Genomic DNA, 23247 nt, shown 5'->3' with positions numbered 1-23247 from the left:
ACCTGTTTTGTCCTTTTAATTAGGGGTACGTGAAACACCTGAATGGCATGGACATTGTGCAAAACACATGTCTCATTTGGTCCATGTAGAAAGAAGAAATGTGTTGGCTGTCGTCTCTTAATTACAGGCCCTCAAAAATTACCAATGTGGAAACAATTATACGATGAACAGAAAGTTTATTTGGAAGAACTAGCAAACAATTATATTACTGAGGGTGTTACTGATTATGTGTCACATATGATGTACCAAGAGCAAGTAAGTCTATCAGAAATCTATAAAAGTACTATTGAACAAGTGAAAAAGTTTGCTGAAAAAGAGGGGTTATCTCTTGAACAAAAATAATACTTATATTCCGAAAGAACAGGTATTAGAAGATATTTATTCCCAGATTTTTATAGACACTTTAAATATAGACCTTTTAAAAGAACAATTAGAACTAAAATCCAAACAATATGGTGATTTTAAGTTTTCAAATGATATTTGGTACTGCAATAAGCAACATAAAGATACCCGAACTCAGTCTGCCTTTACTATTAAATTTGATTATCTAGATGGAAAATATAAAGAGATTCTCAAATACTTTGCATTAATAGTGGGTGGTTCAATCAGCAATATAAATCCCTTGACACAGGGACAGAAAGTCTCATCATGGCAGAATGATGAAGAACTAATCAAACGTCTTTATGGTTTATTATAGACATATATTATTCTGATTTTTTAACCTTACGAGCCATCAAAAACATAAAGAAATCCCATGCTTTTAATGGCTAACTAATAAAAGTCGGAATAATTAAGAAGTCGGGATAAGTGTTGTGAGAGGGGCGAAAATAAAACTAATTTTTTATTTTCCCTCTACTCGATTTATAGTATGAGTGCTTATATGTTTTCATTTTTCGATAGAGAAAAAGAAGAGTTTGCCATGAAGATAGCAAATGAGAAACAAATACTATATATACAAACTATTTACAATTATGGTATTATTATAAAAATCTTAAATTTACTGAAAAGGAGAAATATTATGAAATTTTAGTAAAATTTTCATTGCTCTAGTACTAGCCTTACCTCTATTCTTTCCCATGTTTTCTACTACGAGCAAAGCAGCTGCACCAGATTCTATACTTGAATTACGTGCTTCACAGCAAATTGAGAGGTTGCAAGAGTCTATTAGATATAGAAGTGAAATAGGACTTAATGATGATCCAAAATATATTCAAAATCTAATTCATTCATATAAAAACGGAAATGATAAGTTCAACTTTAAATTCGGTGTAATTTTATCAGAAGAGGAATTTTTAAAAATTGACAATAGATTTAAATCTCAGAATGAATATATTCCTAAAGTTAAAGAATATATAGCAAAAAATTTAAATAATAAAAAGTTTGCATCTATGTACATTGACCAGAAAAATGGTGGTACACTAAATATCGGTTTTAAGGAACAACTAACTAGAACAGAAACGGCACAATTAAAGAACTTATATTACAATAAGAATATTATAAATATATATCAAACTGATGTTTCTGATACTGATTTAATGGAATATCAAGACTATATTTCTAGTAAAAAAGATACCATAAAAGATATGGGAATTGGATTACAGTCTGTTAGAATTGATTTAGAAAACAATAAAATAGTAATAGGTGTTCATCCGTATAAGCAAAGTGATGTAGATTTAATTATGGGTATGTTTGATGAACAGTTAATTTCAGTAAAAGAAGTGCAACCAATATATGTTGAACACCATACTAGACCAGTACAGGCTGGAACTAGAATCACAGGACCTAGAGGGAATGGATGTACAGCAGGCTTTTCGGCACAGGATAAGGCCAATAATAACTTGTATATTGTAACTGCTGGACACTGTACAGATAGCATAGGAGACATGTTTAGACATGCCGGATTGAATCTAGGTACAGTTAGTAAAAGGAAATATAACGGAGGAAATAATGATTCGGCAGTCATAAAAGTATCGGGTTCAGATTTGTCACCTTACATTTTTGCTGCAGGGAATCACACAGCTGTGAAGATTATTTCTACCCAATCGTTTTCTCAAGAAGTAATAGGTCAACAGGTTTGTATTTCTGGAGCTACAACGAATACAATTAAGTGTGGATTACTGACGGATACTAGCTGGGCTGGAGAGACAAGAAAAGTGTCCACAGGTGAAGTGTATTATTTTACTAATATGAGAAAAGCATCTTATGCCTCAGAAGGGGGAGATAGTGGAGCGCCAATATTTCAAGGGAATAAACTTGTAGGTATACATGCAGCAGCTGGAGGAACTTACTCCCATATACAATATGTTATAAGTGGAATGAATATTAATGTGGTAACTTCATATTAAAGTTGTTCTGCTTAAAATTTGAAAACAGCAAACTTAAAATCATAATAAATTCTATTATATCTCCTCAGAGGAATGAAGGTGTAGGGTATGTGCTTTCGAAAATTCTTAATTCTTTTATTATTGTTTTCAATAGTGGGGTGCTCTAATATATCTAAAAGTGAGGATAAGAAAAATAATTACACACTAATAAACGGGGTTGTTCTATCAAAGGGTGAGAGTAACCTATTAGTTTCTGGTAAGACAAGTTCCAGCAGTGAGAAGAATAGTCTATTTTTATTAGGGTTAAGTAAGGATATCCAGATAACTGAAAGCAATGAGATTAGTTCTTTTGAAAATTTAGAGATTGGAGTGGGCATACAAGTAAAGGTAATTGCTCCACTTTTAGAATCACTGCCAGCTGAAGGTAAAGCAGTTGAAGCAAAAGTTCTTACTACTGATAATCCAGAAAATGATCTTACTAAGGCGAAGATTATCCAGACCATAGTTAATTTTATAGGAGATACTTATTTCATTATTGATAACCTTGAATTTGTAAAAGAAAGTAATCAATGGATAGCTGAATTGACTATAATTGAATCCTCAACTAGTAGAAAACTAATAATTAATGCCACTACAGGTGAAATAGAAAGCAACAACTAAATTAGGCTATCATAAAAAAATTACATTTCACTTTTGAACTTCACCTTTTGACTTCATTTAGTTAGTGTTCAACCTAAATTGTTCAAAATATGGAATATGTGAATTTCATTAAACAATTATATGAAGAAATGTTAAATTAGCCTACTCAAAATGTGTGTAGGCCAATTTTATTATGATAGACAAGGTTCTTTATTTTTTAAATTAGTATTGTTTACTAAGATAACTCTTATTAACTTTCTTTTGCTAATATAGAACAGCTTTCATTTATACGAGAGAGAGCAAGCGAGCTGTATGAAATTGCTTGATTAATAGGATAATAAAATACAGCAATTAATCCTTATTCAAATTAAACTTAAGAAGTAGAAAAGTAAAAGGTTATGATTTGAGTGATTTAGTACTTTTGCTGAGCAAAACCATCTAGTTTCAGGTTGAATAAATATAGACAACAGACAGAAGGATGATCTACATCTTGGGGAACACTGCTAAATAATCCAGGGCATCTATATACTCTCGTTGACTAAATATGTTTCGAAAAACACCTACAAAGTAGTTAGGGTTAAAGGTTAATGTTCCACGAGTACCTGAACTATCTTGAACGTTATAATTAAATTTATCCCGAGATTGTTCGTGAGATAATTCAGTGTAGTGAGCAACCATTATGGCGTGTGCTATGGAAGCTAATATGCATCATTCCTAAAGTTGTTTTCTGTCCCGATTTATCTTTTTCATTTATTAAGTTCCCTTCGATTGCGAATTAGAATATACTCTGATTGTTTTTAAGATATAATTTTGCTATGTCTGAAACTCAAATCACTCTACTTCGATCTATCTTCAAAAGAAAAATTAACAACCACAATAGTAGTATCAGTTTGCCTCTAATGGGATTGCTTTAGTGCATATACTTCATAATTCAAATGAAAAAATCGGTTATAGTATCATTTATCCCTCTAAGTATTGATGTTTAGAGTGCTTTTTTTAAAAAAAAGTTATATAAAAAAAGAAGGTACTTACCTTCCTCTGTTTGGAAGTTGTACTCTAGTTGCTTTAATAATTTTTTACACAGTTGTGGAAAATTATCCATGAAAGTAATGACTGGATTATATTATAGATACTGCATATTCAAATAAGTAGGTGGGATTTTAATTAAACTGTTTAATATTTGAGTTATAGAAGACATTGTTCCTGTACAAATTCATGGCAACAAAATTGACGAAGTCCAGTTTTTTGACAACCATGTGCTAGAAGTCGTGGAATTGCTTGCAAATCAAGGATACCGAGTTATAGTAGCTGGTTTAGATCAAGACTTCCGTGGGGAACCGTTTGGTCAAGTTCCACGGTTACTGGCAATTGCTGAGCATGTAACAAAGCTTCAGGCTGTTTGCGCAGTTTGTGCATCTCCTGCTAGTCGAACTCAACGATTAATTAACGAAGAACCGGCTTCTTACGATGACCCGATTATATTGGTTGGAGCATCAGAGTCATATGAACCACGGTGCAGACATTAGGGTGGTTCCAGGAACCACCCGTTTTTTGTCGAAAAAAATTAAAATAATATAAAGGATATTATGGATGTATGTCGAAAACACTTAGAGCTAATAAAAAAGCAACTTAAAGGGAGTGATATATATTACTGTTAAAGTGTCGAGTATTGGTTTAAATTTAGAAGGGTCTTTAAGAGAATCGATTTTCTACCGTGAACCACATTCGACGTACTTAAAAGCAAAGAAATAAATGGTTAGGAAGAAAAGAATATGGGATCCTACCGTTTACTATCATGTAGTTTCAAGAGGGAATCGAAGAGATGCATTATTCTTGGATAACCGTGACTTCACTATTTTTATGTACATCCTTCAAGAAGTTAATGGAAAGACCCCGTTTAATCTAGCGTCATATTGCATTATGACAAATCATTTTCATCTTCAATTAAACTCTACAGTAGACTCTACTTCTAAAATTGTGGGAGATATTAAAAGAAAATATGCACAATATTATAATAATCGTTACAGATTGTCGGGATATGTCTATGATGGTAGGTTTTACAGTAAGGAAATAACCTCACCACAAGGAATGTTAGAAGTGAGTAGGTATATTCATTTAAATCCTCTAAAAGCTTATATGATAGAAACCCCCGAGCAATATGCATGGAGTAGCTATAAAAACTATAAACTTGGTTATAAAAATCCCCCTTTTCTAGATTCTTCTCCATTAACTAACAATTTTTCTGGGTCAAGTATTGAAAGAATGAATAAGTATTTAGAATATGTTCAAATCGACGATGAGATTAAACGAATAAGTTTTCTGAAGGGAAATTATGATCAAAAAGTATAGAAAATTCGACATGTTCCTGGAACCCCGTGGATTTGCTTTGACTCCCCTAACCCTCTATACTATAATTAGAATGTTATGGAAAAATTAAGAGGTGAAGATTATGCTAGATCGATTGCAAGCTGTTGAGGATCGCTATGATAGGCTAAATGAGCTTTTGAGTGATCCGGAAATTGTGAATGATACAAAGAAGCTACGTGAATATTCTAAGGAACAATCAGATATACAGGATACGGTAATGGCTTACCGTGAATATAAAGTTGTTCATGAGCAACTAAAAGAAGCTAAGGCAATGCAAGACGAAAAGCTGGATGCTGAAATGCGTGAGATGGTCAAAATGGAAATCAGTGAATTGGAAGAGCAGTCAGCTGAACTTTCTGAACGTTTACGTGTTTCCTTGTTGCCAAAAGATCCGAATGATGACAAAAACGTTATTATTGAAATTCGTGGAGCAGCTGGTGGGGATGAGGCAGCTCTATTTGCGGGTGACCTCTATCGTATGTACGCTCGTTTTGCAGAAATGCAAGGCTGGAAAATAGATGTCATTGAAACTTCTTCAGCAGGTGTTGGTGGTTATAAAGAAATTATCTTTATGCTGAACGGCAAAGGTGCCTTCTCCAAGATGAAATATGAAAATGGGGCTCATCGTGTACAACGTGTGCCTGAAACGGAATCGGGTGGTCGGATTCATACATCAACGGCTACGGTTGCCTGTTTACCAGAAGCTGAAGAAGTAGAAATCGAGATTCATGATAAAGATATTCGTACGGATACCTTTGCATCTAGTGGTCCTGGTGGACAATCGGTAAATACGACGATGTCTGCTGTTCGCTTAACCCATATTCCTACAGGGGTAGTCGTATCGTGCCAAGATGAAAAATCACAAATCAAAAACAAAGCAAAAGCAATGAAAGTTTTACGTGCTCGTGTTTATGATAAATTTCAGCGAGAAATTCAAGATGAATATGACGCTAACCGAAAATCAGCCGTAGGTACAGGTGACCGTTCAGAGCGTATTCGTACGTATAACTTCCCGCAAAACCGTGTGACCGATCACCGTATTGGGTTAACCATCCAAAAACTTGATCAAATTCTTCAAGGGAAGCTTGACGAGGTCATCAATGCTTTAATTATGGAAGACCAAGCAAGCCGAATGGAACGGGACGAATAATTGTTTACAAAAGTGTATGAAGCCCTAAAATGGGCTTCTTCTTTTTTAGAGCATGCGGGTAGAGAAGCGAAAGCGGGAGAGCTTTTACTCCTTCATGTGACAGATTGGGATCGAACGAAACTGTTTATGAACATGAGAGACGATTTAACCAAGGAGCAAAAGGAAGCCTTTATAGAAGCAGTTCATCTGCATGAAAAAGGAATTCCAGTCCAGCACATCACCGGTTATGAAGAATTTTATGGGCGAAGGTTTATAGTAAATCAGGAAGTGTTGATTCCAAGGCCAGAAACAGAAGAGCTAGTGCTTGGGTTGCTAGAACGAATGGAGGAACATTTCCCTGACAACCAGCAACTACAGGTAGTGGATGTCGGAACTGGCAGTGGGGCAATTGCTATTACTTTAGCATTAGAAAAACCAACCTTGAACATATCGGCTACGGATATCGCTGATAAGTCAATTGAAATTGCACGTGAAAATGCACAACGTCTGGGTGGTAGGGTAGAATTTATGCTCGGTGATCTGTTAACTCCATTTATAATATCTGGGAAAAAGCTAGATATCGTCATATCAAATCCTCCGTATATCCCAACATGCGAAGTATTGTCCGATATTGTAAAAGACCATGAACCCCACCGTGCCCTTTTTGGAGGCGAGGATGGTTTAGATTTTTACCGCAGGTTTATGGTGGAGCTTCCTCAAGTACTAAACGAACGGTCACTTATAGCGTTTGAGGTCGGTGCAGGGCAAGCTTCAGCTGTTGCTGATCTCATGATTGAAACGTTCCCGAATGCATCTGTAGAAGTGAAATTTGATATTAACGGTAAAGATCGAATGGTTTTTGCAACATTACATTAAGATCGGGAGGATGACTCCTTGATCTTTTTTTGTTTTTTAGAAGGAAAGACTGAAAATAGTTAAAAAAGGATGCAATTTTTCATTTTCTGGGTAGGATCTCTACTCTATCTATTCGATTTAGGTCGGTGCTATCCCTTGATTCTTAGCCCATCTAGAACTTATAAGCCAGAATAGTCCCTTTATAAGCCGAAATTCCATTTTATAAGAGTTTTTTTCGTAATGTGAGCGGAAATCGAGATTTATCAGCCAAAAGTGACTATTTATAAGAATATATACAATTTTTTACAACTTTAATATACTCAGCAATTCGACTTAACACAAAACTTGACCCTCATTTTCTACTCCGCACATCAACCAATCACCTACTTTTTAAAAGTTTACTAGATTTTTTGATTTTACTAGTTTAAGATATTCAACTTTTGTCCAAACTGTCTTATGAAGGGACGGTGTGGGAGATTGAAATCAACTAAACTAGTACTTATATATATATTACTCTTATTTATAGGAGCAACCCTATCAGTAAATTTTAAACCGGCAATGGCAGCAACAAACGAAGCAGTCGTCATACCCGACGAAGCGATAAGGCTTAGAATACTTGCCAATAGCAATGCTGAAGGAGACCAAACACTTAAGAGAAAAATTCGTGATGAAGTCAATAAAGAGATTACACTTTGGGTAGAGGAATTAACTTCGATCCAGGCAGCAAGAACACTGATTCAAAGCAGACTAGGGGACATTGAGAATATTGTAGAAAACGTTTTAAAGGAAGAAAAAATAGATCAGACATATACAGTTAATTACGGAAAGCAAGTTAAATTCCCAACGAAAATATACGGAACTTACATATATCCCGCAGGTGAGTATGAAGCCATCCTGATTTCATTAGGCGAGGGTGAAGGTAATAACTGGTGGTGCGTTTTATTTCCTCCACTATGCTTCTTGGATTTTGGTAATGGTGATGCAGTGGATCCAACAAAGGAAGAACCATCAGCAGCTTTAGTAGTAGAAGAGGAACAGGGTGAGGAAGTAGAAGTAAAGTTCTTTATAGTAGAATGGTTTTCGAAAGTTTTCGGATAAAAGAATCTAGTAAATGGTCTATTTAATCGAATTCTCTCATAGTTTATTAGCAAAGGTAGAAGTAACCTATGAGGGGGAAGTTGAATGACTACTATTATTCGTGCAGCACAATCTAAGGATTTAAGTGAGATGGAGACATTCTTGGGACAAGCGGGGGTCAGTGCAAAAGGACTTGAAGAACAAATTGACCATTTTATTGTGATGGAGGATCTAGATGGGAAAATGCTCGGAACATTAGGTATTCAAAGGATGGGTTGCGACGGATTACTTCGCTCTCTGGTCATCTCCCCAAGAACGGACCAAACAAATATACTAGACATGTTTCAACAAATTTTAAAGTTAGCAAGAGATAAAGAAATATCCAGGCTTTATTTAGCAACGAATAAACGTGTATCTGTCGAGTTTTTCACACTGCTTGGCTTTGTTAGGAAAGAGATCACCGATGTCCCGCATCATATTTTAACAGCTGAGCATGTGGAGGAATCCTTAAAAGTAGAGGATGCTTTAATCATGGAGTTCACATTTTAGGTTATCCACATAATGTACACAAAAGAGCCAAGTTATCCACAGTTCTGTGGATAACTTGGCTTGTTTTGTTGATAACAATAGGATCTCTCCAAAAGCAGAGTGAAATGTTTATAAATAGACCTTTTTATGGTTTAATAAATAGAGATATTGTTGATATAGAGGTGTAGCATCATGGAAACAAAGACGTGGATTGTGGATGTAGAAAGCGATTTATCCACAAGTTACCCACAAATCAAACAGGCAGCAGAGTTATTAAAACAAGATGAGGTTATTGCTTTTCCAACCGAAACGGTTTATGGGCTTGGTGGAAATGCTTTATCCACAAATGCTGTAGGGAAAATATTTATGGCAAAAGGCCGCCCGAGTGATAATCCTTTAATTGTACATATAGCTGAAAGGTCACAGCTGGATTCCCTCGTAAGCTATGTTTCACCATTAGCAGAAAAGCTGATGGATGAGTTCTGGCCAGGGCCATTAACATTGATTTTCCAGGCAAAAGAAAACGTGGTATCTGATAAAGTTACAGCTGGGTTATCCACAATAGCTGTTCGGATGCCAGATCATCCCGTTGCAATCGCCTTAATTCGAGAAGCGGGTTTACCCATAGCTGCTCCAAGTGCGAATCGGTCAGGTAAACCAAGTCCAACATCGGCTCATCATGTATGGAACGACTTAAATGGAAGAATCGCTGGAATTGTGGATGGTGGATTCACCGGAGTTGGACTAGAGTCAACGGTTGTAGATTGCACAGAAGGAATTCCTGTCATTCTAAGGCCGGGCGGAATAACGAAGGAGCAAGTAGAGGGAATTGCAGGTGAGGTAAGGGTAGATCCTGCCTTAAAACAACAAAATGAAGCACCGAAATCACCGGGAATGAAATATGCACATTATGCTCCAGAGGCTCCTCTTTATATAGTAGAAGGCTCTTTACCATTTATTCAGGAGCTAGTTGATAAAGAAATGGCTCGCAAAAAGAGAGTAGGGGTTTTAGCCACAGATGAAACGAAACACCTCTATCAGGCCCAAGTCGTTCTTTCTTGTGGAGCGAGACAGGACCTACATTCTGTAGCTAGTCGCTTATATGAAACGTTACGGAAATTTGATGAGGCTGAGGTGGATATTATCTTTAGTGAATCATTCCCGACGATAGGTATGGGTGATGCAATTATGAATCGATTGGAAAAAGCAGCGGCACATCAAAAGATCATTGAAAAATAAATTCCCTTCTACTTCCTCTTGGACGTGCATATCTTGAGATAGAGCAAGTCCAAAGGGGGTAGGGTATGGATATTTCAGCCGTTTTAGGAGAGGTCGTTACTTTATTTATTATGGCATTTGCTTTAGGGATGGACGCCTTTTCAGTTGGGCTTGGAATGGGGTTAATTAAGCTTCGACTTCGGCAAATCTTTTACATAGGTGTCACAATCGGTATCTTCCACGTGTGGATGCCTTTAGTTGGAATTTTGATAGGAAGATTCCTATCAGATCAGTTTGGTACCATCGCTACCCTTGTTGGAGGGGTATTATTGTTGCTTCTAGGTACTCAAATGATTATTTCTTCCTTCAAAAAGGACAATGAGCCGATGATTACACCTATTGGGCTTGGGCTCGTCGTTTTTGCTTTGAGTGTCAGTTTAGACAGCTTTTCGGTCGGATTAAGTCTAGGAATTTATAAAGTTCATACTATTATAGCGATCTTAATGTTTGGACTTGTAAGCATGGTTTTGACCTGGATTGGATTGTTACTCGGGAGAAGAGTGCAAGAATGGATTGGGACTTACAGTGAGGCATTAGGAGGCAGTATCCTTTTTGCGTTTGGGATCAAGCTACTTTTACCTTTTTAGAAGCATGTGAAAACTTGCTTCTTTTTTATGTTAAATTGAAATGAAGCAAGGCCTCTTATTTGTCTAATCGTAAAAATAATGGTAGAACAATAGTATGAAAAGGATCTCCAAAGGGGTGTAAACGGATGAGTAACGTCCTATTTGTATGTACGGGTAACACATGTAGAAGTCCAATGGCAGCGGCTATTGCAAAACATCATATAAAGGAAATAAATATAAAATCAGCTGGGGTATTTGCAACAGACGGCAGTTCTGCTTCAACCAATACAGTTGAAGCACTTCGTGAGCAAGGGATACCTATTGAACATTCATCTAAAGTTTTGACTCGTGAACTAGTGGAATGGGCAACGTATATTTTGACTATGACTCATTCTCACAAGGAGCTTGCTCTAAAAAAATTTCCAGAGGCGATAGGAAAAACATTTACAATTAAAGAATTTAGCCAAGATCAATCAACTGATGTGATAGATCCCTATGGCGGCTCGCTTGAGGTGTATAGACAGACCTACAAAGAATTAAATAGTAGTGTTCAATTGTTAGTTAGTAAGATAACGAAAGAATAAAGCGTATTGTCACACGAATTGAAAAAAATGAAAAAAAACTGTACCATGGATAGAAATAAATAAGAATGTAGAGGTGTTCCTATGAAAGTAGCAATCGCTTCAGATCACGGTGGAATCAATATCCGTGCCGAAATAAAGAATCTAATGGATGAAATGAAAATAGACTATATGGACCTAGGTTGTGAATGCAGTGAATCGGTCGATTATCCGGATTATGCCATTCTAGTGGCTGAAAAGGTAGCGAATGGTGAAGTAGATAGGGGTATTTTGGTTTGTGGAACGGGGATTGGTATGAGTATTGCGGCGAACAAGGTAAAGGGAATTCGTTGTGCCCTTGTCCATGATATGTTTAGTGCAAAAGCAACACGTGAACATAATGACAGCAATATCTTATCAATGGGTGAGCGAGTGATCGGCCCAGGTCTTGCACGTGAAATTGCAAAAATCTGGCTAACCACTGAATTTGAGGGCGGACGACATAAGAATCGAATAGATAAAATGATGTCTTTTGAAGGGTCAACAAATCAAGGTGAATAGTGTGCTGAAGGGATGTTGCAAACAATGAAGCCGGAAATCGAGATTTGGAGAGGTACTCTTCTAGCTATCCTAGAAGATTTCAAGCAACAAGTCAGCCTGTTGAAGGATCAAGTGATTGTCATTGGCTGTAGTACAAGTGAGGTCATAGGTGAGAGAATAGGCACGGCTGGCACGAAGGAAGTAGCTGAAATGATTTTCGAGGAGCTATCCATTTTAGCCAATGAAACAAATACGCATCTTGCTTTTCAATGCTGTGAGCATCTGAACCGGGCAATCGTTGTTGAGCGGGAGACTGCAAAACGACTTTTTTTAGAAGAAGTAACGGTTGTTCCTGTCAGAACAGCGGGAGGGGCGATGGCAACATATGCGTATCAAAGCTTTTCAGAGCCGGTAGTGGTTGAATTCATCCGAGCAGATGCTGGTATTGATATCGGTGATACATTCATCGGGATGCATTTAAAGCATGTAGCCGTCCCAATCCGAACGAAAGAGAAAAGGCTTGGTCATGCCCATGTAACAATGGCGAAAACAAGACCTAAGCTCATCGGAGGTACGAGAGCAGTTTATACGAATGAAAAAAGCAATCTTTCCTGTTAAGAAAATAGGCTGGCATTCATTTGGAGTGGTTGCCTTTTTTAGTTAACTAAGTAGTAGGAGGAAAGTCCCGCAAAAGAATGAATTTTCCTGATATACTATTGGTAAAAAGGGGAGTGTGGAAGTACATGGAAAATCAAAAACAAAAGCAATCATTTTTTCGAAAAGTAAAGAACTCTGTCATCCGTCCTAAAGAATTGCCGAACATGGCAAAAGAAGGAATAGGTCGAGCCATTTTATATTTACTCCTACTTGCATTGACACTTGGAGTCCTTAACGGGACAGTCCAATCAGTAAAAGCATACCTTGCATATTCAGTTATGATCGAGAATGTAAAAGAGGAATTACCAGGATTCGTCTTTGAAAACGGGGAGCTATCTGTCGAAGGTGATGAGCCGATCATTTTGGGTGAATCAGAGGAAGATCCGGTCATCATTGATGATACGGGTACCTATACACGAGACAATTACGAAGAATTACTTGAGGAGTATAGAAATGTTACATTAATCACGAACGAATCTATTTTGACACATGATGGAATTCAAACAACTGAATTTAGCCTATCAGATTTTGGGTCCTTTTATGTGGATAAAGAAATGCTTCTTACTTTCCTGCCGTTTTTATCGTGGTCCATTGTTCTCTATGGAATTGGAATTGTCATTTGGTTCTTTGTTAGCAAGTTAGTCATGGGCTTCCTCTATGCCCTTCTTGGACTGATTGCAGCAAGTATTTTAAAGAAGTCGTACTCATATGGAACTCTTTATAGTATGGGTCTTTATGCCATCACGTTACCAACGATGGTTGCAATCCTACTAATGCTGATAAATGTTAACCTACCTTGGTTGCTATATGCAGGTATCGTGGTTGTATATTATGTGTTCGCTTTCCGCCAGGCTCCCATTGAAGAGTCAAAAGAAGAAATACTTCCTTTATAAAGCTGAGAGAATGAAAAAGTTGTCATTATAGAAGCCGAGCGATTCGAATCTGAATGGCTCGGCTTCTTTTAGTTTATTGATTTGAGAAAAGAAAAAGAGGTTTTATTATAGTTCATTTTTTCCTCATAGAAACGGTGAGCATCCAGTCGTTGTAATCCAGAAGACAAAGCGACATGATGGCATCCTTGTTCTTTGGCTAGGTCATGGATATAAGAAAGTAATTGTTCCCCATACCTTTTAGAGCGTTCTGATTGCTTTGTGATTAAGTCATATACATAGATGTGTTTCATATGATAGAAATTGACTAATTCAATAATCCCTGTTAGTGCTACAATCTCTTCACCCTCATATAACGCAAACATGCGGTAGCCTTGTGGCACCATTTTTTCAAGAAGCACTAAGTACTCTTCTTTTGAAAGATGAGTCCGAAGTTCATTCATAACAGGATAAGCAGTTATCCACTCTTCTTCCTTCTTCAATTCCTTTACGGTAGGCATTAACATTTTCTCCTTTTAAAAGCTGGTTATTTTAGTTAATCATACACGAACATTTTATTAATTTAAATTGAAAATGATTCGTCTATTATCTCCTTGTGAAAGATGGTAAAATGAAAAAGTGAAGGCGTATACAATATAAGGGGGATGGACGATGGGTAATTTATCACAGCAAGACAATCTTGTATTTGAAGCAATTGAAGCAGAACGAAAAAGACAGAAAGAGAAGATCGAGTTAATTGCTTCTGAAAATTTTGTCAGTGAAGCTGTTATGGAAGCACAAGGCTCTGTTTTGACGAATAAGTATGCAGAAGGTTACCCGGGTCGCCGTTATTATGGCGGTTGTGAGCATGTTGACGTTGTAGAAAACCTAGCCCGCGCGAGAGCAAAGGAATTGTTTGGTGCAGAACATGCCAATGTCCAACCTCATTCAGGTGCACAAGCCAATATGGCAGTCTATTTCACTGTTTTGAAACTAGGGGATACAGTTCTTGGAATGAATCTTTCTCACGGTGGCCACTTAACTCATGGTAGTCATGTAAACTTCAGTGGAATTCAGTATAACTTTGTTGAATACGGTGTAGATGAAACGTCCCATCGTATCATTTATGAGGATGTTTTAGAAAAAGCACGATTACATAAACCGAAAATGATTGTAGCTGGAGCAAGTGCGTATCCTAGAGAAATCGACTTTAAACGTTTCCGTGAAATTGCCGATGAAGTAGGTGCCTACTTAATGGTGGATATGGCCCATATCGCCGGGTTGGTTGCAGCAGGTCTACACCCAAGTCCAGTTCCGTATGCCGATTTTGTGACAACAACGACACATAAAACATTGCGCGGTCCTCGTGGTGGAATGATTTTATGTAGAGAAGAGTTTGCTAAACAAATTGATAAATCTATCTTCCCAGGAATTCAAGGTGGACCATTAATGCATGTGATCGCAGCGAAAGCCGTGGCATTTGGAGAAGCCCTACAAGATAGCTTTAAAACGTATGCGGAAAACATCATTACCAATGCAGCAAGACTAGCAGATGCCTTGAAAAAAGAAGGCTTGAGTATTGTTTCGGATGGAACAGATAATCACCTTTTATTAATTGATGTTCGTTCATTGAACATTACAGGTAAGGTAGCGGAGAAGGTGTTAGATGAAGTTGGGATTACGGTTAATAAAAATACCATTCCATTTGATCCTGCAAGTCCGTTCGTTACAAGCGGCATCCGAATTGGGACTGCGGCAGTAACAACTAGAGGATTTGGCTTAGCGGAGATGGATGAAATTGCATCTATTATTGCCTTAACACTTCGTAATCCAGAAGATCATGCTACATTAGAAGAAGCGTCAAAGCGAGTGTTAGAGCTTACAAAGAGATATCCTTTATATGCTTAATAATTAGCAGGCCTCATGAGGGTCTGTTTTTTTTGTAATAAAAAAATAGCTTTGCTTGAAGTACGATAGCTTTTTCTGTAAAATCTATGGAAGTGTAGTAGAAAGGGAGTTGTAGAAAATGAGCAAACTTTACGTTTTTGACCATCCATTAATTCAACATAAATTGTCATACATACGTGATAAGAAAACAGGAACGAAGGAGTTTCGCGAGTTAGTAGATGAGGTAGCAAGCTTGATGGCCTTTGAAATCACAAGAGATCTTCCGCTTGAAGAAATAGAAGTGGAAACACCTGTCGCCATTGCGAAGTCGAAAGTGCTAGCGGGTAAAAAGCTAGGCTTAATCCCCATTCTTCGTGCTGGGCTTGGGATGGTGGACGGGATTCTAAAGTTGATTCCAGCTGCAAAGGTTGGACATATAGGCTTATACCGTGACCCAGAAACCTTGCAACCCGTTGAGTATTATGTGAAGCTTCCGAGTGATGTCGAAGAAAGAGATTTCATCGTATTAGATCCGATGCTTGCAACAGGCGGCTCAGCCGCAGAAGCGATCCGCTCCTTAAAGAAGCGTGGAGCGAAAAACATTAAATTAATGTGCATTATCGCAGCTCCAGAAGGTGTAGAACTTGTTCAAAGAGAGCATCCAGATGTTGATATTTATGTAGCGGCAATGGACGAAATGCTCAACGACCACGGCTACATCGTACCAGGCCTAGGTGATGCCGGAGATCGATTATTTGGGACAAAGTAATAGGTAATAATATTGATGACATAAAAGAAGAAGGGGAAACATTCCCCTTCTTCTTTGGCATTCTAGATAGGAGACATTCTCATTTACTATACTTTTCAATAAGGTGATTAATTTAACGCTTTAAAGGAGTGGGGGCCTGGCCCCCACTCCTTTAAAGCGTTAAAACGTTCTATTTTCTGGAATGGAACTGGTTGTTGCGGCACAAGCTAGGGTAAGAGGTGGGATAGATGAGTAGATTTGTTAATGTGTTCTCGTTATCGATTATGTTAGTGTTTTTAACTGTGCCTGGTACGTATGCATTGAGTGATTTGTTTACATTTCCCCTTCATCCTCCATTACCAGAGATAGAAGAAAATCAAATACAATCTGTTATTGTTTCTACCGATAAACTAAGTAAAGAAGAGGTTCTCCGAAAGGTTAAGAACCTATCCTCTGTTTCTCTCAAGACTGAATTTGAGACAGCTTTTAATGGTTTTTCTCTTACGGGCACAAAGGAGGATATTGAGCAAATTAGGCAGATGCCTGGCGTGGAAAATATTTATCCAAACCAACAATATAAAGCAACCATTGAGCGCAGTGTGCCTTATATTGGTGCAGAAGAGATTAGAAGCTATCTTGATGTACATGATCATAGATTAACAGGTGAAGGAATTAAAGTAGGAATTATTGATACTGGAATTGATTATTCTCATCCTGACTTACGTCGAAATTTCAAAGGAGGATATGATCTAGTTGATCAAGACCGTGATCCGATGGAGACGAAATCCAAGCAAGGACTTCCGACGATGCACGGCACGCATGTAGCTGGTATTATTGCGGCAAATGGGAAGATACAAGGTGTTGCGCCGAAGTCTGAAATTATTGCGTACCGAGCACTTGGTCCTGGTGGGATGGGGACATCGGAGCAAGTTATTGCCGCAATTGAAAAAGCTATAGTAGATAAGGTAGATATTATCAACTTATCATTAGGAAATGATGTAAACGGTCCAGACTGGCCAACAAGTATTGCGTTAAATAAGGCCGTAGAAAAAGGAATAGTAGCCGTGACATCTAGTGGAAACTCAGGTCCAAAGATGTGGACGGTAGGTTCACCAGGCACTGCCCAAAAGGCTATTTCAGTTGGGGCATCTACACCTCCTATAATGGTACCTTTTCTTACAATGGGTAGCAATAAGAGTGAGATAGAACTCACACCTATGCAAGGAGCGAAGCCATGGGATTTCTCGAGAGAGGAAAAGCTTGTTGACGCAGGTAAAGGGTTTTTAAAAGATTTTACCGAAAATGTAAAGGGGAATGTTGCATTAGTTGAGCGAGGAACCATTCCTTTTACAGAAAAAGTAGCCAATGCTGTTGAAAAAGGGGCTATAGGTGTAATTATCTATAACAATGTAAAAGGTAATTTTGCAGGGGCATTGGAAATCGATGCATTGGTTCCGGTCGTTTCTATTTCAAAAGAGGATGGGGATGATTTAAAGAGTTCGCTTCTAAAAACAAATTACATCCAAACAAGTTTTAAAAAGATAGAAGATAGCATGGCTGACTTTAGCTCTCGAGGGCCTGTAACCTACACTTGGGATATAAAACCAGATGTTGTAGCACCAGGCGTGAATATCAAGAGTACGATCCCTAATGGATATGAATCCTTACAGGGGACAAGTATGGCAGCTCCGCATGTTGCTGGGGCAGCAGCTCTCATCAAACAATCTCATCTAGACTGGAACCCTGATCAAATTAAAGCTGCACTTATGAATACGGCAAAGCGGCTAAGTAACGAAAAAGGTTACTACTCTCCTATTGAACAAGGCGCAGGTCGAATACAAATTGATAAAGCAGTGCGTGCAGAGACACTCGTTTATCCAGGTTCTTTTTCATTCGGTATGTTTCATAATGAGGAAACACGAAAAGAGAAAAAGGTAACCATTACAATCGATAACCAATCGAACGAGGAGAAAACCTATTCATTTGAGCTACCCAAATCAGAGAATGGGCTACAATGGAAACTGCCATCCTCTTTAAGTATTCCACCAAAGCAGCAAAAAAAAGTTACCGTGTCACTAGATATAACCCCCTCTATTATAAAAGAAGGAATCCATTCTAATTGGTTAACGATTTATGAAGAGGGAAATCCCATACATCTCCCTTATATATTTGTAATAGAAGAACCTGACTATCCACGAATTATGGGGTTCCAGTTCGGTCAAGGTGATTCCCCGGAAACATATCTCTATGAAGCATACCTTCCTGGAGGAGCAGAAGAATTTGGAATCGCTTTGTATGACCCAGACACTTTTCGCTTTATAAAATATTTAGATTTTGCGAAGGACGTTTCAAGAGGAATCGTAAAAAAACAATTAACTAAAGAGGAGATTGGTTTAAAGGGAGTCTATAAAGGTTTAGTTTTCGCGAAGAATAAAGGGAGAGAGGACACGATAGAGGTAACAATTTCTATTAATGAATCTACAATTTTAGAAAAAAAATAGTGTGAGGGATGTAGCTGTATAGCTGATTCATATAGTGATATGTCTACAAAAATAAATGTGAACAATTTGAAAACAATCAAAGGCGAGCTTGTGAACTTTTTACCTGATATGCGTTGACATTGACAATGCCCTATTGTATGCTTACAAAGGGAAAAGTGATAAGGTTTTCATGCGCATTCTAACAAGGTTTTGTTTGAATCTTCAGATTGAAAAAACGACTTTGTCGTTGCCGAAGGGGAACACAAAAAATGCCCGAAAAAAACCGGCATCCATTTCATGCAATGGCCTTAATGTCTGCCATTCTTTCGCAACTAGTAGGTTCAATCCTCGTTGGGATTTTTCTTGGACGCTGGATCGATCAGATGGTCGGTACCTTCCCACTATTTTTAATCATAGGTCTCTTGCTAGGCCTTGCAGCAGGTGTTTATGCTTTGCTGCGATTAATACGCCAATATTTCTCAGGAGAATAGGTACATATGATTGATTTGAAAGACATCTTTGTTAGATATAGAAAATACATGCTATATTTGTGTTCTTTATATTTACTTGGTTGGGGTTTTACCCCTTATCAAACTATATTTTTAGGATTATTACTAGGAACGATTCTGAGTCTTTACAATCTGTGGGTAATGGTAAGGAAAATCGACCGATTGGGAAAAGCTATAGTAGAAGGTAAAGGTACAGCATCACTGGGTACACTTACAAGGCTAGCTTCAGGGGCCCTAGTTGTTTTAATTTCCCTCCGGTTTCCAGCATACATTCACATTGCCGGAGCAATACTGGGATTAATGACAAGTTATATTGTCATTATGATAGATATTATCATCCAATACTTTTTAAGTAGCAGGGAAAAGAGGTGAACACAAATTGGGTCATTCAACTCCTACTGTTGAATTCTTTGGACTACTATTTAGTTGGTCCAATATTATGATGACAAGTATTACTGCTGTCATCGTGTTAATCATAGCTATTTTAGCTACCCGTTCATTATCCTTATATCCGACTGGAGCACAAAACTTCATTGAATGGGTCATGGATTTTGTCAAAAACATTATTAATAGTACGATGGATTGGAAAACAGGTGGAAGATTCCTGACCTTAGGGATGACACTCCTCATGTATGTATTTGTTGCAAACATGATAGGGTTGCCGTTTGCTATTATAGATAAAACTACACATACCTTATGGTGGAAATCTCCAACAGCTGATCCGATCATTACACTTACTCTTGCAGTAATGGTTGTTACATTATCACATTTTTATGGTATAAAGCTTAAAGGGGCAAAGGAATATGGTCGAGAATTCTTTAGACCAATGCCATTTTTATTCCCTTTAAAGATTATTGAAGAATTCTCAAACACATTAACATTAGGTCTACGTCTTTATGGAAATATTTTCGCCGGGGAGATTTTACTAGGATTACTTGCTGGATTAGCAGTAGCAGGCTATGAGACAGATTTCTTCTCTGGGGTAGTCGGTACAGTCATGGCTTTTATTCCAATGATAATATGGCAAGCATTTAGTATATTTATTGGAGCAATACAAGCATTTATTTTCACCATGTTAACGATGGTTTATATGGCACACAAAGTTAGTCATGACCATTAAAATAAATTTTAACAGTTAACTTATTTTTTATATTATAAGGAGGAATTAGTAATGGGTGCATTAGCAGCAGCAATTGCAATTGGTTTAGCAGCATTAGGAGCAGGTTTTGGTAACGGGATGATCGTAAGTAAAACAGTTGAAGGGATCGCTCGTCAACCTGAGTTACGTGCTCCACTTCAAACTACAATGTTCATCGGGGTAGCATTAGTAGAGGCGATTCCTATCATCGCAGTAGTAGTAGCGTTCATGGTAATGGGTCAAAACTAAGCTTTGTAAAATAATGTTCAATAGTGGCGAAGTCGTCTCTACTAGAGAATCTTCGCCATTCCTTTATGTAAAAATAGTGAATATTCTTGACATAATCGATAGATAAAAGTCGAAAAACACCGAACTTTTTGAAAGGAGTGAGCAATATGCCATTCAATCCCGATCTATTTATTTTAGCTGCAGAAGCTGGTACGTTTAGGTTAAACACGGGCGATATCCTATTTCAGCTATTTGTATTCTTAGTACTATTAGCACTTTTACGTTATTTCGCATTTAATCCTTTGATGGGCATTATGAAGGAACGTGAAGTCCGGATTGCTAATGAAATAAAATCAGCTGAAGTAAGTAATTCAGAAGCTAAAAAGTTAGTTGAAGAACAACGAGAGTTATTAAAGCAATCACGCATAGAAGCACAAGGATTAATTGAAAATGCAAAGAAGCTTGGTGAAGAGCAAAGAAATTCCATTATTCAAGAATCTCGCACTGAGGCAACTCGCATTAAAGACTCTGCAATAAAAGAGATTCAACAAGAAAAAGACCAAGCAGTTTCTGCACTGCGCGAGCAGGTAGCTTCATTATCTGTACTTATTGCTTCTAAGGTAATTGAAAAAGAACTGAATGAGCAAGATCAACAAAAACTAATTAGTGAGTACACTCAAGGTCTAGGAGAAGCGCGATGAGTAATGGAACAATAGCTAAACGTTATGCAATCGCACTTTTTCAAGTTGCTAAAGAGCAGAACATTTTGGATCAAGTCGAACAAGAACTTCTTGTTGTTAAAACAGTTTTTATTGAGAATAAGCAACTAATCACTCTTTTTAACAATCCTAAGGTTACAAAAGATAAAAAGAAATTGATCGTGAAGGAAAGTTTTTCTAACCTTTCTTCACCTGTTATAAATACATTACTGATTTTAACCGACCGTAACCGCCATGCAATTATCATAAGCATTGTAGATTTCTTCACAGAAGCTGCAAATGACGCAAGAGGAATTGCGGAGGCAACGGTTTACTCGGTAAGAGAATTAACAATAGACGAGAAAAATGCACTATCTCAAGCTTTTGCAAAAAAGGTAGGCAAATCAACTCTTCGTATTCAAAACATCGTTGATAAAAGCTTAATTGGCGGAGTGAAGCTCCGTATAGGCAACCGTATTTATGACGGAAGTGTAAGTGGAAAATTAGCACGTATTGAACGTGAATTATTGACTAATAGAACGTAGATAGGGGTGAATTTCATGGGCATCAAAGCAGAAGAAATCAGTGCGCTGATAAAAAAGCAAATTGAAAACTATCAGTCTGAAATTGAAGTGAATGATGTAGGTACAGTTATCCAAGTTGGTGACGGTATCGCTCGTGCTCATGGCCTCGACAATGTCATGGCTGGAGAACTTGTAGAATTTTCAAATGGTGTCATGGGAATGGCGCAAAACCTTGAAGACAATAATGTAGGTATTGTTATCTTAGGTCCATACAAGAAAATCCGCGAAGGTGACGAAGTACGTCGTACAGGCCGTATCATGGAAGTACCAGTTGGGGATGCACTTGTTGGTCGCGTCGTTAACCCTCTTGGACAACCAGTAGATGGAAGAGGTCCAATTGAGACTTCAAAAACTCGTCCGATTGAAAGTCCAGCTCCAGGAGTTATGGATCGTAAATCAGTACACGAACCATTACAAACAGGTATTAAGGCAATTGATGCTCTAATCCCGGTTGGCCGTGGACAACGTGAATTAGTAATCGGTGACCGTCAAACAGGTAAAACTGCGGTAGCTATTGATACTATTCTAAACCAAAAAGATCAAAACATGATTTGTATTTATGTAGCGATCGGTCAAAAAGAATCAACAGTTCGTGGAGTTGTTGAAACATTACGTAAGAATGGCGCATTAGATTATTCTATCGTTGTGACTGCGTCTGCATCTCAGCCAGCTCCATTACAATACTTAGCTCCACTTGCGGGTGTAACAATGGCAGAAGAATTCATGCATAATGGTAAGCATGTTCTTATCGTATATGATGATCTTTCAAAGCAAGCTGCTGCATACCGTGAGCTTTCATTACTATTAAAGCGTCCTCCGGGTCGTGAAGCATATCCAGGGGATGTATTTTACTTACATTCACGTTTACTAGAGCGTGCTGCTAAGCTTTCTGATGCAAAAGGATCAGGTTCTATAACTGCACTTCCATTTGTTGAAACGCAAGCTGGAGATATCTCTGCTTACATTCCTACAAACGTAATCTCAATTACGGATGGACAGATTTTCTTACAATCTGATCTATTTTTCTCGGGAGTACGTCCAGCGATCAATGCAGGATTATCTGTATCTCGTGTAGGTGGATCTGCACAAATTAAAGCGATGAAGAAGGTATCTGGAACATTACGTTTAGACCTTGCTGCATACCGTGAACTAGAAGCGTTTGCTCAGTTTGGATCTGACCTTGATAAAGCAACACAAGCAAAACTTAATCGTGGAGCTCGTACTGTAGAAGTACTTAAGCAAGGTTTAAACAAACCGGTAAAGGTTGAAAAGCAGGTTGCCATCCTTTATGCATTAACTCGTGGATTCTTAGATGATATCCCTGTATCAGACATCACTCGTTTTGAAGATGAGTATTCAATATGGTTAGATCATAACAGCAAAGCGCTTCTTGACCACATCGTAGCTACGAAAGATCTACCAAGCGATGAGGATTTTACGAATGCGATAAACAACTTCAAAAATACTTTCGTTGTTTCTGAGTAATAGATTCAGCTAAGTAGCATTTCTATGTTACTTAGCTACTTACAGAAGCCATGTGAAAACATAAACAAACATGCTTTTAGGTATTTTAAAAAAGGTGGTGA

At 37.8% G+C, this 23247-nt stretch carries 27 protein-coding genes; 26 read left to right on the top strand and 1 reads right to left on the bottom strand.

The features are described 5' to 3' along the window. Positions 1 to 42: 42 nt before the first annotated feature. From ACOI1C_RS07290 to ACOI1C_RS07215, 16 genes are all read left to right on the top strand, one after another. Complete coding sequence (locus tag ACOI1C_RS07290) at positions 43 to 342, top strand: hypothetical protein (RefSeq protein ID WP_422509456.1); 300 nt, start codon at positions 43 to 45, stop codon at positions 340 to 342. Then, positions 329 to 697: a hypothetical protein gene (locus tag ACOI1C_RS07285; RefSeq protein WP_422509455.1), complete on the top strand. Its 369-nt coding sequence runs from the start codon at positions 329 to 331 to the stop codon at positions 695 to 697. Before ACOI1C_RS07290 ends, ACOI1C_RS07285 begins: the two co-directional genes overlap by 14 nt. 454 nt (positions 698 to 1151) lie before the next feature. Beyond that, the gene (locus ACOI1C_RS07280; RefSeq protein WP_422509454.1) at positions 1152 to 2345 is read left to right on the top strand and encodes a S1 family peptidase; all 1194 of its coding nucleotides are present in this window, start codon (positions 1152 to 1154) and stop codon (positions 2343 to 2345) included. Positions 2346 to 2432: 87 nt separating this feature from the next. Further along, entirely contained in the window at positions 2433 to 2984 is a 552-nt protein-coding gene (locus tag ACOI1C_RS07275) for a DUF3221 domain-containing protein (RefSeq protein WP_422509453.1), read from the top strand. A gap of 1166 nt (positions 2985 to 4150) precedes the next feature. Further along, a complete protein-coding gene (locus tag ACOI1C_RS07270; RefSeq protein ID WP_422509510.1) occupies positions 4151 to 4489 on the top strand; it encodes a hypothetical protein in 339 nt (112 codons plus the stop codon). Positions 4490 to 4715: 226 nt separating this feature from the next. Continuing rightward, positions 4716 to 5312, top strand: a complete 597-nt coding sequence (locus tag ACOI1C_RS07265) for a transposase (protein WP_422509452.1) — start codon at positions 4716 to 4718, stop codon at positions 5310 to 5312. Between the two features lie 100 nt (positions 5313 to 5412). Continuing rightward, the gene (gene prfA, locus ACOI1C_RS07260) at positions 5413 to 6480 is read left to right on the top strand and encodes a peptide chain release factor 1 (RefSeq protein WP_422509451.1); all 1068 of its coding nucleotides are present in this window, start codon (positions 5413 to 5415) and stop codon (positions 6478 to 6480) included. Then, positions 6481 to 7335, top strand: a complete 855-nt coding sequence (prmC, locus tag ACOI1C_RS07255; protein ID WP_422509450.1) for a peptide chain release factor N(5)-glutamine methyltransferase — start codon at positions 6481 to 6483, stop codon at positions 7333 to 7335. A 456-nt stretch (positions 7336 to 7791) separates the two neighbouring features. Further along, positions 7792 to 8412 (top strand): stage II sporulation protein R, encoded by a 621-nt coding sequence (spoIIR, locus tag ACOI1C_RS07250; RefSeq protein WP_422509449.1) that lies wholly within the window; start codon positions 7792 to 7794, stop codon positions 8410 to 8412. Positions 8413 to 8496: 84 nt separating this feature from the next. Next, the gene (locus tag ACOI1C_RS07245; RefSeq protein ID WP_422509448.1) at positions 8497 to 8940 is read left to right on the top strand and encodes a GNAT family N-acetyltransferase; all 444 of its coding nucleotides are present in this window, start codon (positions 8497 to 8499) and stop codon (positions 8938 to 8940) included. A gap of 171 nt (positions 8941 to 9111) precedes the next feature. Then, positions 9112 to 10158, top strand: coding sequence for an L-threonylcarbamoyladenylate synthase (locus ACOI1C_RS07240; RefSeq protein WP_422509447.1), 1047 nt, complete (start codon positions 9112 to 9114; stop codon positions 10156 to 10158). A gap of 65 nt (positions 10159 to 10223) precedes the next feature. Further along, positions 10224 to 10784: a manganese efflux pump MntP family protein gene (locus ACOI1C_RS07235; protein WP_422509446.1), complete on the top strand. Its 561-nt coding sequence runs from the start codon at positions 10224 to 10226 to the stop codon at positions 10782 to 10784. Positions 10785 to 10909: 125 nt separating this feature from the next. Continuing rightward, complete coding sequence (locus tag ACOI1C_RS07230) at positions 10910 to 11347, top strand: low molecular weight protein arginine phosphatase (protein WP_422509445.1); 438 nt, start codon at positions 10910 to 10912, stop codon at positions 11345 to 11347. An 81-nt stretch (positions 11348 to 11428) separates the two neighbouring features. Then, a complete protein-coding gene (gene rpiB, locus ACOI1C_RS07225) occupies positions 11429 to 11884 on the top strand; it encodes a ribose 5-phosphate isomerase B (RefSeq protein ID WP_422509444.1) in 456 nt (151 codons plus the stop codon). A 24-nt stretch (positions 11885 to 11908) separates the two neighbouring features. Then, positions 11909 to 12481 carry a TIGR01440 family protein gene (locus ACOI1C_RS07220; RefSeq protein ID WP_422509443.1) on the top strand — a complete coding sequence of 191 codons (573 nt, stop codon included), beginning with the start codon at positions 11909 to 11911 and terminating at the stop codon, positions 12479 to 12481. A 125-nt stretch (positions 12482 to 12606) separates the two neighbouring features. Then, positions 12607 to 13413, top strand: a complete 807-nt coding sequence (locus ACOI1C_RS07215) for a DUF1189 domain-containing protein (protein WP_422509442.1) — start codon at positions 12607 to 12609, stop codon at positions 13411 to 13413. A 68-nt stretch (positions 13414 to 13481) separates the two neighbouring features. Here the strand turns inward: ACOI1C_RS07215 and ACOI1C_RS07210 are convergent, their stop codons facing one another. Continuing rightward, positions 13482 to 13910: a GNAT family N-acetyltransferase gene (locus tag ACOI1C_RS07210; RefSeq protein WP_422509441.1), complete on the bottom strand. Its 429-nt coding sequence runs from the start codon at positions 13908 to 13910 to the stop codon at positions 13482 to 13484. 151 nt (positions 13911 to 14061) lie between these two features. On the opposite strand from ACOI1C_RS07210, the gene glyA reads away from it, so the two are divergent. The 10 genes from glyA (at position 14062) to atpA (ending at position 23146) form a co-directional block, all read left to right on the top strand. Beyond that, the gene (glyA, locus tag ACOI1C_RS07205; protein WP_422509440.1) at positions 14062 to 15297 is read left to right on the top strand and encodes a serine hydroxymethyltransferase; all 1236 of its coding nucleotides are present in this window, start codon (positions 14062 to 14064) and stop codon (positions 15295 to 15297) included. Positions 15298 to 15415: 118 nt separating this feature from the next. Further along, positions 15416 to 16045, top strand: coding sequence for a uracil phosphoribosyltransferase (gene upp, locus ACOI1C_RS07200; RefSeq protein ID WP_422509439.1), 630 nt, complete (start codon positions 15416 to 15418; stop codon positions 16043 to 16045). A gap of 227 nt (positions 16046 to 16272) precedes the next feature. Next, positions 16273 to 18525: a S8 family serine peptidase gene (locus ACOI1C_RS07195; RefSeq protein ID WP_422509438.1), complete on the top strand. Its 2253-nt coding sequence runs from the start codon at positions 16273 to 16275 to the stop codon at positions 18523 to 18525. A 248-nt stretch (positions 18526 to 18773) separates the two neighbouring features. Continuing rightward, positions 18774 to 18995 (top strand): AtpZ/AtpI family protein, encoded by a 222-nt coding sequence (locus tag ACOI1C_RS07190; protein ID WP_422509437.1) that lies wholly within the window; start codon positions 18774 to 18776, stop codon positions 18993 to 18995. 6 nt (positions 18996 to 19001) lie between these two features. Continuing rightward, positions 19002 to 19385 carry an ATP synthase subunit I gene (locus ACOI1C_RS07185; RefSeq protein WP_422509436.1) on the top strand — a complete coding sequence of 128 codons (384 nt, stop codon included), beginning with the start codon at positions 19002 to 19004 and terminating at the stop codon, positions 19383 to 19385. Positions 19386 to 19392: 7 nt separating this feature from the next. Further along, complete coding sequence (gene atpB / locus ACOI1C_RS07180; RefSeq protein WP_422509435.1) at positions 19393 to 20133, top strand: F0F1 ATP synthase subunit A; 741 nt, start codon at positions 19393 to 19395, stop codon at positions 20131 to 20133. Between the two features lie 51 nt (positions 20134 to 20184). Next, complete coding sequence (gene atpE, locus ACOI1C_RS07175; protein ID WP_422509434.1) at positions 20185 to 20400, top strand: F0F1 ATP synthase subunit C; 216 nt, start codon at positions 20185 to 20187, stop codon at positions 20398 to 20400. A gap of 146 nt (positions 20401 to 20546) precedes the next feature. Beyond that, positions 20547 to 21080, top strand: coding sequence for a F0F1 ATP synthase subunit B (gene atpF / locus ACOI1C_RS07170; RefSeq protein ID WP_422509433.1), 534 nt, complete (start codon positions 20547 to 20549; stop codon positions 21078 to 21080). Continuing rightward, entirely contained in the window at positions 21077 to 21622 is a 546-nt protein-coding gene (locus ACOI1C_RS07165) for a F0F1 ATP synthase subunit delta (protein WP_422509432.1), read from the top strand. Before atpF ends, ACOI1C_RS07165 begins: the two co-directional genes overlap by 4 nt. 15 nt (positions 21623 to 21637) lie before the next feature. Then, positions 21638 to 23146 carry a F0F1 ATP synthase subunit alpha gene (atpA, locus tag ACOI1C_RS07160; RefSeq protein ID WP_422509431.1) on the top strand — a complete coding sequence of 503 codons (1509 nt, stop codon included), beginning with the start codon at positions 21638 to 21640 and terminating at the stop codon, positions 23144 to 23146. Positions 23147 to 23247: the final 101 nt, after the last annotated feature.

This window comes from Bacillus sp. DJP31 (assembly GCF_049310945.1).
Taxonomy (GTDB): domain Bacteria; phylum Bacillota; class Bacilli; order Bacillales; family SA4; genus Bacillus_BS.
Note: the sequence above shows the minus strand (reverse complement) of the source record. Positions and strands in the feature narration are given on the sequence as shown.